The 14,425-nt window shown below is 72.7% G+C and carries 8 protein-coding genes, 1 pseudogene and 1 riboswitch; of the genes and pseudogenes, 5 read left to right on the top strand and 4 right to left on the bottom strand.

What is annotated here, in order from left to right; translation table 11 throughout:
• Positions 1-5: 5 nt before the first annotated feature.
• The 3 genes and pseudogenes from thiS to thiE all read right to left on the bottom strand — a co-directional run.
• Entirely contained in the window at positions 6-206 is a 201-nt protein-coding gene (gene thiS / locus C6W10_RS24445; RefSeq protein ID WP_107260853.1) for a sulfur carrier protein ThiS, read from the bottom strand.
• Positions 197-1,429: a glycine oxidase ThiO gene (gene thiO / locus C6W10_RS24450; protein ID WP_107260855.1), complete on the bottom strand. Its 1,233-nt coding sequence runs from the start codon at positions 1,427-1,429 to the stop codon at positions 197-199. Before thiO ends, thiS begins: the two co-directional genes overlap by 10 nt.
• Positions 1,430-1,530: 101 nt before the next feature.
• Positions 1,531-2,151 (bottom strand): annotated as a pseudogene (gene thiE, locus C6W10_RS24455) (thiamine phosphate synthase); the annotation flags it as partial.
• Positions 2,146-2,256, bottom strand: a riboswitch (TPP riboswitch). It overlaps the preceding pseudogene by 6 nt.
• Before the next feature lie 342 nt (positions 2,257-2,598).
• Between thiE and C6W10_RS24460 the strand changes: the two are divergent.
• The 3 genes from C6W10_RS24460 to C6W10_RS24470 all read left to right on the top strand — a co-directional run bounded on the left by C6W10_RS24460 (position 2,599) and on the right by C6W10_RS24470 (position 10,396).
• Positions 2,599-8,475, top strand: coding sequence for a ThuA domain-containing protein (locus tag C6W10_RS24460; protein ID WP_234361403.1), 5,877 nt, complete (start codon positions 2,599-2,601; stop codon positions 8,473-8,475).
• Positions 8,476-8,655: 180 nt separating this feature from the next.
• Positions 8,656-9,213, top strand: a complete 558-nt coding sequence (locus tag C6W10_RS24465) for a hypothetical protein (RefSeq protein WP_107260859.1) — start codon at positions 8,656-8,658, stop codon at positions 9,211-9,213.
• Between the two features lie 262 nt (positions 9,214-9,475).
• On the top strand, positions 9,476-10,396 hold the full coding sequence (locus tag C6W10_RS24470) for a DUF559 domain-containing protein (RefSeq protein ID WP_107260861.1): 921 nt from the start codon (positions 9,476-9,478) through the stop codon (positions 10,394-10,396).
• Positions 10,397-10,506: 110 nt separating this feature from the next.
• On the opposite strand, the gene C6W10_RS24475 is transcribed toward C6W10_RS24470, so the two are convergent.
• Entirely contained in the window at positions 10,507-11,454 is a 948-nt protein-coding gene (locus tag C6W10_RS24475; protein ID WP_107260863.1) for an aldo/keto reductase, read from the bottom strand.
• A gap of 252 nt (positions 11,455-11,706) precedes the next feature.
• Between C6W10_RS24475 and C6W10_RS24480 the strand changes: the two genes are divergently transcribed.
• Positions 11,707-12,693 carry a glycosyltransferase family 2 protein gene (locus C6W10_RS24480; protein ID WP_199853089.1) on the top strand — a complete coding sequence of 329 codons (987 nt, stop codon included), beginning with the start codon at positions 11,707-11,709 and terminating at the stop codon, positions 12,691-12,693.
• Positions 12,690-14,384, top strand: a complete 1,695-nt coding sequence (locus C6W10_RS24485) for a glycosyltransferase family 39 protein (protein ID WP_107260865.1) — start codon at positions 12,690-12,692, stop codon at positions 14,382-14,384. The genes C6W10_RS24480 and C6W10_RS24485 overlap by 4 nt, the downstream gene beginning before the upstream one ends.
• The last annotated feature ends 41 nt before the right edge of the window (positions 14,385-14,425 follow it).

A 14,425-nucleotide genomic window follows, 5' to 3' on the forward strand; every position in this document is an offset into this window, starting at 1 on the left:
GCGCCTCACCCGCCCTGCGCCGCGGTCAGCACCTCGACCCGGTCGCCGTCCCGGAGTTGCCGGGCCGGCCAGCCGCCGCGCGGCACCACCTCGCCGTTGACCGCGACCGCCACGCCCCGGTGTGCGCTGGTGATCCGCTGCACCAGCTCCGCCACGGTCAACTCGCCGGGCAGCCGCTCTTCGACTCCGTTCACGGTCAGCTCCACCGTGTCCTCCCCACCCTGGTCGTTGCGTCGTCCGGCCCCGGCCTCCCGCCGGGCACCGGCCCGTCACCTGCCTCCGCTCCCGCCTCGGCTCCCGCTCCCGCTGGCGCCGCCCGCCCGACCCGAGTCGGTCCGGGCGGGACCGGGTCGGCGAACCGGGCCGGCGAGAGCGGCGCGAGCGCCGGATCCGGTACGCCGGTGGCCAGCAGGTCGGCGATCAGGTCGGCGGTGAGCGGGGTGAGCACGATGCCGTGCCGGAAGTGTCCGGCCGCGACCACCACGTCGGGCCGGTCCGGCAGCGGGCCGAGCAGCGGTGCGTTGTCCGGCGTACCGGGGCGCAGCCCGGAGCGCGCCTCGACCAGCTCGTACTCGCCGAGTTCCGGGAGCACGTCGGTGGCGGCGCGGAGCAGGTCGAGTACCGCTCCGGCGGTGACGCCGAGGTCGGCGCGCTCCTCCACGGTGGCCCCGACCACCACCTCGCCGTCGGTCCGGGGTACCAGGTAGACGTGCCGGCCGTCGGCGTGGCCCCGGATCACGTGCCGGAAGCCTGGCGCCGCGCCGCCGGGCGCGCGCAGCCGCAGGATCTGTCCCTTCACCGGCCGGACCGGCAGGCCGGTCAGCGCCGCCGTGCCGCAGCCGGCCGCGACGACCGTCGCCGCCGCGTCCAGTTCGGCGAGGTCCCGGACCGGCCGGGCCAGCACCGTCACCCCGGCGCGTTCGACGGCGGCCCGCAGCGCGGTGACCAGCCGGCGCGGGTCGACCTGGTGGTCGCTGGCGGCGAGCGCGCCGCCGCGCAGCCGGGTGGCCAGCAGCGGTTCGCGGTCCCGCAGCTCCGCCGGCCGCAGCGGGGTCACCGGCAGCCCCAGGTCCCGCTGGTACGTCCAGAGCCGCTCCGCCTCGGCCAGGTCGTCGGAGGTGAGCGCGACGGTCAGCGTCCCCTCGGTCCGATAGCCCAGGTCCAGGCCGGTCGCTTCGGCGAGTTCGGCGGCGAAGGCCGGCCAGCGGGCAGCGGACTCGACCAGCAGTCCGGTCAGCGTCCGCTCGCCGAAGTAGCTCTCGGCGACCGGGGCGAGCATTCCGGCCGCGACGTCGGAGGCGCCGGAGCCGGGCGCGGGGTCGTGGAGGCTGACCCGCAGGCCCCGGGCGGCGCAGCGCCAGGCGACGGCGAGCCCGATCGGGCCGCCGCCGACCACCGCGACGTCCGCCGCCCGGTCCCCGCCTACCATCCCCCCGCCCCCGCACCCGCGCCGGAGTGCGGGGAACCGCGCCGGGGGTCCCACCCCGGCGATGTTCCCCGTCCCGGATCGGGTGGGGGCGGATCGGTGTGCAGGGCGGTGAGGAGATCGGCGGTGGCCCGGGCCGGGTCGGCGGCGCCGGAGACGGCGCCGACCACGGCGACGCCGTACGCCCCGGCGGCGAGCAGTTCCGGCACCCGGTCGGCGGTGATCCCGCCGATCGCGATCACCGGTACCGGCACGGTCGAGGCGACCCGGCGGATGCCGTCCGGGCCGATCGGGGCGGGGAGTCCGTCCTTGGTGGAGGTGGCGTGGCAGGGGCCGACGCCGAGATAGCTGGCGCCGGCCGCGACCGCCGCCGCACCGGTCTCCGGGTCCCGGGCGGTCGCGCCGAGCACGGCGTCCGGGCCGAGCACCCGGCGGGCGGCGTCGACCGGCAGGTCGCGGGCACCGACGTGCCCACCGGCCGCCCCGACCGCGAGGGCGAGGTGCAGCCGGTCGTTGACCAGGCAGGACGCCCCGACGGCGGCACACCGGCGGGCCACCTCGGCGGCCAGCTCGTACGCCGTCCGGTCGTCGGTGTCGTCGGCCACCCGCACCTGCACGACGAGTTCGGGGCCGGCGACCGAGAGGGCGGCGTCGACCACCGCGAGCGGATCCCGCTGCCCGGGTCGGGTGTCGGTGATGAGGTGAAGTCGTCCGATGGATAGCACGGCAACGCTCCTCCCTGCGCCGGCATTACCCGGATCAGGTTCGACGGTCGGGGGCTCGACAGCCCCCCTCTCAGCCCGGTCCACCGGGCTCCCGTGGGTTACTTGTCGGCGAGCGTACGTGGCCGGTCACGGATCCGTAAAGGGCCGTGACCTATCGCACAGTGTCAGCGCCCGACCACGTACCGGGGTGCGAGGTGCCGTGACCGGCGCCCCGGCGGATATGTCTGTCCTATCCGGATGATTCCACCCCGTTACGTAACCGTTATCTGAATTAACCTCGCCGCCTTATTCCGGCCGCCCGGCAGGCGGCCCTAATTTGTTCAACCACAAGGCAGAATTCGATGGCCGGAGCTTCGGCGAGTTCCGGTCGTACCTCCACACCCCGTGGCGGTCTTCGGCGTACCGACCCGGGATCCCCCTGTCCTCACCGGACCAAGGAGATCCTCCGTGTCCAGCCCCGGCCGCTCCGGCGGCACCTCGCACCCTCCGCACCCCCATCGCAGATTCCGGCGCCGCCTGGTCGGCGCGACCGCGGCACTCCTGCTCGGCACGACCGCACTGGCCGGTACCCCCGCCTCGGCCGCCCCGGCGGTCCTGCCCCAGGCCCAGGCACCCGTCAAGAAGGCGCCGGCACTCGAACCGGCCGCCGAGGCGGAATCCTTCCGGGTGCTGGTCTTCTCCAAGACGGCCGGCTTCCGGCACGACTCCATCCCGGCCGGCATCGCCGCGATCCAGCAGCTCGGCACGGAGCACGGGTTCACCGTCGACGCCACCGAGGACGCGGCGGCCTTCACCGACGCCAACCTCGGCAGGTACCAGGCGGTGATCTGGCTCTCCACCACCGGCGACGTGCTGAACGCCGAGCAGCAGGCCGCCTTCGAGCGCTACATCAAGGCCGGCGGCGGGTACGCGGGCGTGCACGCCGCCTCGGACACCGAGTACGACTGGCCCTGGTACGGCGAGCTGGTCGGGGCGTACTTCGCCTCGCACCCGGCCAACCAGCAGGCCACGGTCAAGGTCGAGGACCACGCGCACGAGTCCACGAAGGACCTTCCGGCGGAGTGGTCCCGGTACGACGAGTGGTACAACTTCCGCGACAACCCGCGCGGCGACGTACACGTGCTCGCCTCGCTGGACGAGACCAGCTACGCCCCCGGCGCCGGGGCGATGGGCCACGACCACCCGTTCGCCTGGTGCCAGGAGTACGACGGCGGCCGGGCCTGGTACACGGCCGGCGGCCACACCCAGCAGTCGTACGCCGAGCCGGAGTTCCTCGACCACCTGCTCGGCGGCATCCGGACCGCGGCCGGTGCGGTGGAGGCCGACTGCTCCGCCTCGCTGACCAGCAGCTTCGAGAAGATCACCCTGGACAGCAACACCAACAACCCGATGGAGCTGGACGTCGCCGCCGACGGGCGGGTCTTCTACATCGAACGCGACGGCCGGGTCCAGATCATCAAGCCGGAGACCGGCACCACGGTCACCGCCGCCGACCTCGACGTCTTCACCGGCAACGAGGACGGGCTGATCGGGATCCGGCTCGACCCGGACTTCGCCACCAATAGCTGGGTGTACCTCTACTACGCCCCGAACGGCGGGGCGGCCCGCAACTACCTGTCCCGGTTCACAGTGGTCGGTGACACCCTCGACCCGGCCAGCGAGAAGATCGTGCTCCAGGTCCCGACGCAGCGGAACACCTGCTGCCACGCGGGCGGCAGCATGACCTTCGACAGCGCCGGCAACCTCTATCTGGCCACCGGCGACAACACCAACCCGTTCGAGTCGAACTCCTTCACCCCGATCGACGAGCGGCCGGGCCGGCAGGACTTCGACGCGCAGCGCAGCTCCGGCAACACCAACGACCTGCGCGGCAAGGTGCTCCGGATCCACCCGGAGGACGACGGGACGTACACCGTCCCGCAGGGGAACCTCTTCGCCCCGGGCACCGAGAAGACCCGGCCGGAGATCTACGCGATGGGCTTCCGGAACCCGTTCCGGATCGGCATCGACCCGAAGTCGGACACCCTCTATGTCGCCGACTACGGTCCGGACGCCGGGGCGGCGAACCCGAACCGTGGTCCGGAGGGGACGGTGGAGTGGAACGCCGTCGCCCAGCCCGGCAACTACGGCTGGCCGTACTGCCACGGCGCGAACTACGCCTACAACGACTACCAGTTCCCGTCCGGGCCGAGCGGGGCGAAGTTCGACTGCGCCGCGCCGGTGAACAACTCGCCGAACAACACCGGGCTGACCAACCTGCCCCCGGCGATCGCGGCCACCGTCGACTACGACTACGGCGGCAACCCGCTCTTCCCGGAGATCGGTGGCGGCGGTGCCCCGATGGGCGGCCCGGTCTACCGGTACGACCCGGCGAACCCGTCCGAGCGCAAGTGGCCGGCGTACTACGACGGCAAGGCGATGTTCGGCGAGTGGAACCAGAACAAGATGTACGCCTTCCAGGTCACCGACGACGGCAAGTCCCTTGTGGACATCAACCAGCTGCTCACCGGGATGACCTTCGTCCGGCCGATGGACTTCGAGTTCGGCCCGGACGGTGCGCTGTACCTGATCGAGTGGGGCAGCGGCTTCGGCGGCAACAACGACAACTCCGGGGTCTACCGGATCGAGTACATCGCCGGTGACCGGGCGCCGATCGCGGTCGCCACCGCGAACCCGACCTCCGGCCCGGCCCCGCTGACCGTGGCCTTCTCCAGCGAGGGCTCCCGGGACCCGGACGGCGGCCCGATCAGCTACGCCTGGACCTTCGGCGACGGCGGCACCTCGACCGAGCCGAACCCGACACACACCTACCCGGCGGCCGGCAACTACACCGCCCAGCTCACCGTGACGGGCGACACCGGCCGGACGGCGGTGGCGAACGTACCGGTGACGGTCGGCAACACCGCCCCGACGGTGACCATCGAGTTCCCGCCGGACGGCGGCTTCTTCGACTGGGGCGACCAGGTGAAGTACACGGTCAGGGTGACCGACCCGGAGGACGGGACGATCGACTGCGACCGGGTGACCCTCCAGTACTACCTGGGGCACGACGAGCACGCCCACCCGCTCGACGACCAGACCGGCTGCACCGGCACCGTGCAGACCTCGCTCGCCTCCGGGCACGGCGCCGACGCCAACGTCTTCGCGGTCTTCGAGGCCAGCTACACCGACGGCGGCGGGGCCGGCGGGTCCAACGCGCTGACCGGCCGGGCGATCGAGCAGTTGCAGCCGAAGCGGAAGCAGGCGGAATACTTCGCGGCGACCGGCCGGGCGCCGGACGGGGTCGGCGGCGGTGACCCGGGCGTGCAGACCCAGGCCACCACCGACGTCGAGGGCGGCTTCCAGAACATCGGCTGGGTCGAGGACGGCGACTACTGGAGCTTCGACCCGACCAACCTGACCGGGATCACCGGGTTCCGGTTCCGGGCCTCCTCGGCCGGTGGCGGCGCCCGGATCGAGGTACGCTCCGGCGCGGCCGACGGCCCGCTGCTGGCTACCGCCACCGTGCCGGACACCGGCGGCTGGCAGACCTTCGCCAACGCCACGGCGGAGCTTTCCGCACCGAGCACCACCAGCGGGCCGCTCTTCTTCGTGGCGAAGAACCCGGTCGGGGCCACCGGCACGGGTGCGATCGTCAACGTCAACTGGGTCGACTTCCTCGGTCGCGGCGTCACCGACAACGCGCCGCCGACGGTGACCGCCACCGCCACCCCGAGCACCGGCACGGCGCCGGTCGCGGTGAGCTTCGACGGCACCGCCAGCGACGCCGAGGGTGACGACCCGCTGACGTACGCCTGGGACTTCGGGGACGGGGGCACGGCGAACACCCTGGACGCCACGCACACGTACACCGGCCCGGGGACGTTCACCGCGACCCTGACCGTGACGGACGCGCGCGGCGCGGCCGCGTACGCCACGGTGACGGTCAAGGTGGAGGCGCCGAACACCTCGTGCTTCGGGGCCCGCTCGGACGACTTCACCGGCGGCGAGCTGGACAAGGGCCGCTGGTCGACGGTGGTCCGGGAGAACCAGCTCTACGGGGTGCGGGGCGGCGCGCTCGTCCTGCCCACCTCGGTCGGCGACCTCTACGGCAGCCGCAACGACGCCACCAACGTCGTGCTGCAACCCGCGCCGGACGGTAGCTGGCAGGCCACCACCAGACTGAGCCTGGCGGCGGTCGAGAACTACCAGCAGGCCGGCCTGATCGTCTACGGCGACGACGACAACTACGCCAAGCTGGACCTGCTGTACAACGGCAGCCGGCGGGTCGAGTTCATCCGGGAGACCGCCGGCACCCCGCGCAACGAGGGCGGCGACTCGGCGGCCGCACCGGCCGGTGACACGATCCACCTGCGGCTGACCAGCGACGGAGTGAACCTGACCGCGGCCTTCTCAGCCGACGGGCAGACCTTCACCCCGGTCGGCCGGTCGGCGGCGCTGGCCGGCATCGACAACCCGAGGATCGGGCTGTTCGCGCTGAACGGCGGCACCGCCGCACCCGTGGTGGACGCCAGCTTCGACTGGTTCCAGGTCACGCCGGACGAGCCGGCCGGCGAGGTGACCCCGAACGACGAGTTCACCGGGACCAGCCTCGACAAGTGCCGGTGGGACGGGATCGTCCGGGAGGACCCGACGGGCTACCGGGTCGCCGACGGCGCGCTGCACATCGACGTGCCGAACGGTGACATCTACACCGGCAACAACACCGGGCCGACGAACTTCGTGCTCCAGACCGCCCCCCAGGGGGACTGGACGATCCAGACGAGGGTCGACGGCAGCAAACTGAACGAGCAGTACCAGCAGGCCGGCCTGATCGTCTACGGCGACGACGACAACTACCTGAAGTTCGACTTCATCGCCGACAACCAGGTGGGGCAGCCGGTCAACCGGCGCATCGAGTTCCGCAGCGAGATCGCCGCGGCCGTGCAGGACCCGCAGCCGCAGGCGACGAACCTCACCGAGTCGGTGTGGCACCTGCGACTGGCGAGATCGGGCGACACCTACACGGCGGCGTACTCGACCGACGGGGCGACCTGGACGGAGCTGGCGCCGCTGACCAACGCCGCCGTGGGTGCCACGCCGCGGATCGGCCTGTTCAGCCTCGGTGCGGCCCAGACCGCCTCGAAGACGGTCTCCTTCGACTACTTCCGGCTCAGCACGGATACGGTCGACGAGGCCGCCCCGGTGACCACCGCCACCGTCTCGGGCACCCCGACCGGCGGCTGGCACACCGGCCCGGTGACGGTGACCCTCGCCGCCACCGACAACGCCGGGGGCAGCGGGGTGGCCCGCACCGAACACCAGCTCGACGACGCGACGACCTGGACGCCCTACGCCGGGCCGGTACTCGTCGCCGGGGACGGCCCGCACACCCTGCGGTTCCGTTCGGTGGACGAGGCGGGCAACATCGAGGCGACGAAGTCGGTCGAGGTGAAGATCGACGCCACCGCGCCGGTCAGCACCGCCGCGTTCGCCCCGCCGACCGACGACGGCTGGCACGGCGGCACCATCCCGGTGACGCTGGCCTCGACCGACGCCGGTTCCGGGGTGGCCACACTGGAGTGGTCGCTCGATGGCGGCGCCTGGACGGCGTACACCGAGCCGGTGAACGTGACCGGGGACGGGCAGCACGAGCTGCTCTACCGGGCCACCGACGCGGCCGGCAACGCCGAGACGCTCAAGTCGGCGATCCTGAAGATCGACGGTGTGAAGCCGACCGTACTGGTCTCCGGGCTCGCCGACGGCCAGCTCTACGGCGACAGCCAGGACGTCCGGGTGAACTGGTCGGCGGTCGACCCGACCTCCGGAATCAAGGCCACGGTCGGCACGCTGGACGGTCGGCCGTACCAGCCGAACACCCTGCAGGCGATGTACGAGCTGCCGCTCGGCCTGCACGAGCTGACCGTGACCGCGACGGACAGGGCCGGGAACGTCACGACCTCGACCGTACGGTTCTTCGTCACCACCTCGTTCCGGGACATGCAGCAGTTGCTGGACCGGTTCAAGGCGACGGGTCGGCTGTCGGCCAAGGGGCACAAGCAGTTGTCGAACAAGCTCGACACGGTCCGCCAGGCCGAGGCGAACGGCAACGACAACAGGGCGATCAACCAGCTCGGCCAGTTCAAGGCGCTCGCCGCCGACGCCGGGCTGGTCGCCGAGGCGGAGATCCGGGACGTACTGGTCCGGGACGCCGACGCGATGATCGTCCGGCTCGGTGGCAGTCCGAGCGCCTCCGGGGTCAGGGCCAACGACGGCAAGCCGGTGCAGGGCACCGGTCGGCTGGTCGAGGACCCGACCCGGGTGAAGCGGGGCGCAAGGCTCTGACCCGGGACGTTCCGCACCTCAGGTAGGCGCGGGGGCGGCCGGTCACCACCGGCCGCCCCCGCACCCGCCCCGCCCCTGCCCCCGCCCTGCCCCCGCATCTGCCCTCCGCCCCTGCCCCCGCACCTGTCCCCCGCCCCCGCACCCGTCCGGCGGACGATCCGTCGGGAAGGAGTACCGCGAATGCGACGTGGACCAGCGCAGTCTGGCCGGACCGTCCGGCTCGTCCTCGTACCGCTGCTCTGTGCGCTCTTCCTCGCCGCCGGGCTGGCCCCGGCGGCACCGGCAGCGGCGCACGGCAGCAAGATCAAGCTTCTGGTCGCCGGTGACGGCGCCACCGGGGTGACGGTGCAGGCCAGCTACGCCGACGGCCATCCGCTGGACAACGGTGCCCGGCTGGTGGTGACCGCCACCGGTGAGGGCGGCCGGACGGTCGGTCCGCTCCAGCTCGACCCGGCCGGCGAGGGGAAGGGCTTCTACAGCACCGGGCCGGTCCTCACTCCCGGACCCTGGCAGGTCACGGTCACCGCGCCGAAGCCCACCCCGGCCACGGTGCAGGTGGTCGTGCAGGCCCGCGCCGCCCAGGCCGCCCCGCCGGCGCCCGCGCCGGGCGCGGCCGGCACGCCTGACCCGGCCGGCAACTCGACCGCCCGGCTGTGGTGGCTGGCCGGCGCCGCGATGGCACTCGCCGCCCTCGCCACCCTCGGTGCCCTCCTGGTACGCACCCGCCGCCGCGCCTGACCCCACTCACCTGGACACCAGATACGCCAACTGCGCCGGGTAACGCCTCTGCCGTCCAGGTCGACGCCGTCGGGGCGTCCCGCTTTCGGGGCAGCCTCCGCCCGGCGCCAGCTTCCGCGCCCGACCGCACCGCCAGCTTCCGCCCCGGCGCCAGATTCCGTTTGGGCGGCAGCTTCCGCTCGGGCGGCAGTGGCGGGTGGCGGGGCTGGCGTTGCTGGTGAACGGGGCAGCGCGGCGACGAGGGCTGCGGCACGCTGGTCCGATGCCTCGTCCTCCCCGGGTACCGGCCAGGTTGGCGTTCCTGCCCTTCTCGGCGAGGGTGGCCGTGTCAGAGGGGTTGCTCAGCCGGAGCATGTTGCGCGGGCCGGCCTGGCACCGGCTGCTTCCCGACGTCTACGTGCACCGCGACGGTTACCGGGAGGACGACCACCGGATGTGGTGCGACGCGGTCGCGCTCACCCTGCCCCCGGGCGCGGCCATCGGCGGGCTGAGCGCCGCACATCTGTGGGGCGTACCGCTCCTCCCCCGGGACGCCCCGGTCACCGTGCTGGTGCCGGGCGTCACCCGACCCCGTCCCCGGGAACGGGTCCGCTACACGCTCGCGAAACTCTCCCCCGACGACGTGACCCGGTTCGGCGGGCTGCCGGTCACCACGCCGGTGCGTACCGCGTTCGACCTGGGACGGAAGCCACCGCGTACCGAGGCGGTGGTGGCGGTGGACGCGCTGCTGAACCGTCGGCTGGTGAAGCCCGCCGCGCTCACCGACTATCTCGCCGCGCGTCCCGGCTGGCCCGGCGTACCACTGCTGCGCGAGGTCCTCGGCCTGGCGGAACCGCTCAGCGAGTCGCCGATGGAGACCCGCCTGCGGCTCCTGCTCGTCGACGCCGGCCTGCCACCGCCGACGGCACAGCACGACGTGTACGACGCCCGGGGGCGGTTCGTCGGTCGGGTGGACCTCGGATATCCCCGGCTGCGGATCGCCATCGAGTACGAGGGCGACCACCATCGCGAGCGGGCGCACTTCCGTCAGGACGTCGCCCGGCTGAACGACCTTCGCGCCGCCGGCTGGGTGGTGCTCCGCTTCACGGCCGACGACGTCCTGCGGCACCCCGCCCGCGTTGTCGCCCAGGTGGCCCAGGCCATCGGGGAACGCCTCCAACCACCTGGACACCAGAGGCGCTAACCGTGCCGGGTAACGCATCTGGTGTCCAGGTCGACACCGCCACACCGCCAGCGCCGAGGCGGCTGCCGGCGGGTGGCGGGGGTTGACCCGGCGGCGCTGGTCCGGCGGGTTCAGAGGAGGGTGCGCAGGGTGGTGAGGTCGTCCGGGGTGGGCTGCCAGCGGCCGGCGTTGGCGTTGGCGCGTACCTGGTCGGGGGTGGTGGCACCGGCGATCACCGAGGTCACCGCCGGCTGGGCGGCCAGGCCGCCGATCGCCACGTCCAGCAGGGAACGGCCGCGCTCGGCGGCGTACTTCTCCAGCGCCTCGATGGTGTCCCACGGCGCCGACGCCAGCCGAGCGGCGTACCTCGGGCTCGTGCCGGCGAGCCGACTGTCCGAGGGCGGCTGGGCGCCCCGCTTGTACTTGCCGGTGAGCAGCCCGTCGGCGAGCGGGAAGAACGGCAGCAGGCCGAGCCCGAAGTGCTGCGCCGCCGGCACCACCTCGGCCTCCACGCCCCGGTTCAGCAGGCTGTACTCGTTCTGCGCGCTGATGAACGGCGAGTAGCCCCCGGTACGCGCCGTCCAGGCGGCGTCGGCGATCTGCCAGCCGGTGAAGTTGGAGTTGCCGACGTAACGGACCTTGCCGGCCCGGACCAGGTCGTCCAGCGCGCGCAGGGTCTCCTCGATCGGCGTACCCGGGTCGGGTTCGTGCATCTGGTAGAGGTCGATGTGGTCGGTGCCGAGCCGGCGCAGGGACGCCTCGACCGCCCGGGCGACGTAGCGCCGGGCGCCCCGGGCGCCGAGGTCCGGCCCGTTCATCCCGGACATGCTCATGCCGAACTTGGTCGCCAGCACGATGTCGTCGCGCCGGCCGCGCAGCGCGGCACCGAGCAGCTCCTCCGACCCGCCGTGCGGCTCGCCGTAGATGTCGGCGGTGTCGAAGAGGTTGATGCCGGCGTCGAGGGCGGCGTCGACCACGGCCCGGGTACCGGCGGCGTCGAGCTTGCGGCCGAAGTTGTTGCAGCCGACTCCGACGACGGACACCACGAGCCCGGAGTCGCCCAACCGGCGATAGGTCATCTCAGTCACGAGATCAACCCTATGCCGCCGTCCCGGGCCGGAGACTCCGCACCGGAGTCCGCTCACCCGGCCAGGGGACGCCATTCGAGAAAATGATTCGACGACGATTCACGTACGTGAAATCGACTGGCGTACTGGCGCGTCGCGCGCGTACGCCGGAAACTGCTATATCGTGGGCACGGATACGGCGACCTCTGCGATTACCCCGTGCCGTTAACGGTCGCCGCGCGAGGTGTCGAAAGGCGGGTTCACATGGCGGTGAACGGCCGATTCGACCGGCCCGGCTCGGAGATGTCCGTCGTCCCGGCCCAGGTCAGCAGGGAGAGCAACGCACCGGTCGAGGTGACCGTCGTCCTGCCCTGCTACAACGAGCAGGCGCACGTGCTGACGGAAATCGAGCGCATCTGCGCGGCAATGGACGCCAGCGGCCTCAATTACGAATTGCTGGCGATCGACGACGCCTCCACGGACGACACGCTGGAGATCCTGCGCGGGGCGACCGGACGGTTTCCCCGGCTTCGGCTGCTGGCGTTCCACCGCAACGGCGGTTCCGGCACGGCACGCCGGATCGGCACCGAACAGGCGCGTGGCGCCATCGTGGTGTGGACCGACGCGGACATGACCTATCCGAACGAGCGGATTCCCGAGTTCGTCCGGCTGCTGCTCCGGGACCCGCACGTCGACCAGGTCGTCGGCGCCCGTACGAGCGAGCAGGGCAGCCACAAGTTCCTCCGGGTACCGGCGAAGTGGCTCATCCGCAAGATCGCCGAGCGGCTGGCCGGCACCCGCATCCCCGACCTCAACTCCGGGCTGCGGGCCTTCCGCCGGGACGTGTCGCTGCCCTACCTCCGGCTGCTCCCGCCGGGGTTCTCCTGCGTCACCACGATCACGATGGCGTTCCTGCACAACCAGCACGACGTGCACTACGTGCCGATCTCCTACGCCCGCCGGTCGGGCTCGTCGAAGTTCCACTTCGTCCGGGACGCCTACCGCTATCTCCTCCAGGTGCTCCGGATGGTGATGTACTTCAATCCGCTCAAGGTGCTGATGCCGCCGTCGTTGCTGCTGCTCACCGTCGGCTCCGGGAAGGTCGTCTACGACCTGGTCGCGCATCCGGTCCGGATCGCCACCAACACGGTGCTGCTGCTCTGTGCCGGCCTGATCGTCGGTGCGGTGGCGCTGCTCGCCGACCTCATCGTGCGGTCCAGAATCGACTGGCCGCCCGGAAACCGCTCGTGACCGAAGCGGTGCCGACCGCCGCCGCGCTGCTCCGGGTCCGAGGCATCGGCCTGCGGGTCCGGGACACGGTGGCCCGGGTACGCGAGAGCAGGCCGGTGCCGTCGTCGTCCGGGCGCCCCGACGGGCCGGTCGACGACGCGTCCGGGCCGGACCCGGACCGGGTCGAGCGGCTGGGCCGGGCCGGTGTCGCCGCGATCACCGGCATCGTCGCGCTGACCTGGTTTCCGCTGCTCGGCATGCCGTTCGGCGACAACCACCTGGGCCGGATCATCGGCCGGTACGCGTTGCACCTGCGCAACCTCCAGGAGCAGGGCATCCTCGGCTCGCACTTCGGTGCCGACTGGCTTCCCTACGCTTCGACGCCGTACGCGCACCACCCGCCGCTGCTCAACCTGCTCACCGCGTTGACCGGTCTGCTGCCCGGGGACGGTGAATACCAGGTGTGGCTGCCGGCGTACCTGCTGGCGCTGCTGATCGTCCCGGCCGGCGCCGCCCTGCTGCGCGGCCTCGGGCTGCGCTGGTCAGCGACCCTGCTGGCGCTCGGCCTGATGGTCGCCACCCCGTTCTACTGGATCTACAGCCCGCTGATGTTCGACCTCGGGCCGATCCTGGCCCTCTCCGCGCTGGTGCTGCGGCTGCGCGCCCGCCCCGATCCGGCGCCCCGGCTCGTCGCCGCCGCCTGCGGTGCCGCGCTGCTCACCACCCTGGTCTCCTGGCCCGGTGTCGGGTTCGCCGCCGTACTCGGGCTGTGGCTGCTGGCGGCCCGTCGGGTCGACCGGGTGACGGTACTGGTCGGCGTGAGCATGCTGGCCGGGGTCGCGATCAGCCTCGCCTTCGTGGTCGGGGTGACCGGGATGGCGATGCTCGGCGGGCAGGCCGAGCTGCGCAGCACCGGTGGCGGCTACACGGTGCGGCAGTTCCTCCGTCGCCAGTGGCACTACGCCTACGACCTGCTGCCGCTCTGGTATCTCGGCGCGCTGCCGGTCGGTGCGGTGGTCGGGCTGCTGGATCGACGTACCCGGGTCTACCTGGCGATGGCGGTCGCCTTCACCGTCGCCTGGATGCTCGGGTTGAGCAACGGTGCCTACGTCCACTCGTACTGGTCCTATCCGGTGCTGGTGGTCGGACTGGTCGGTACGGGTGTGCTGCTGGACCGACTCGTCGGCCGGCTCACCGGCTCCGTCCCGGACGACGGCCTCGACGCACCGGTCCGGGAGGGCGACGCCGCGGGTACGCCGGAGGCGGTGCGCCGGTTCGTCCGGACCAGGAGGTGGCTGGCCCGACGGCGGGTCCGGGTGACGGCGGCGACGCTGGCCGGAGCGGCCCTCGGGGCGTACCTCGGGATGCTGGTCGTCGGCCCGGCCCGACATCGCCTGCTGGACGAGCCGGCCGGGGCCGGCCGGCTGGTGGCCGGGCATCCCCCACCGGCCGGTCAGCGGTACGCCTGGATTGCCGGCACCGGGGCGACGAGTCCGCGCTGGCTCGCCTACTACTGGCGGTTGACGCCCCGGCAGCTCACCGCCGCGACGCTGCACACCGAGCCGACCCGCCCCGAGGACCTGGTCCTGGTCAACCTGGCCAAGCGCCCGGAGTGGCTGCCCGCCTCGGTCGAGTCCCGGGCCGTGGCCCGGGAGGGGCCGTACGCGCTGGTCCCGTTCGCCGCCCTGGACGGCACCGCCGGCGGCCCGTGACCCGGCTCCGTGCCCCGGACGACGGGACCGCGCGGGCCGGG

This window comes from Plantactinospora sp. BB1, assembly GCF_003030385.1.
In the GTDB taxonomy this organism is placed as follows: Bacteria; Actinomycetota; Actinomycetes; order Mycobacteriales; family Micromonosporaceae; genus Plantactinospora.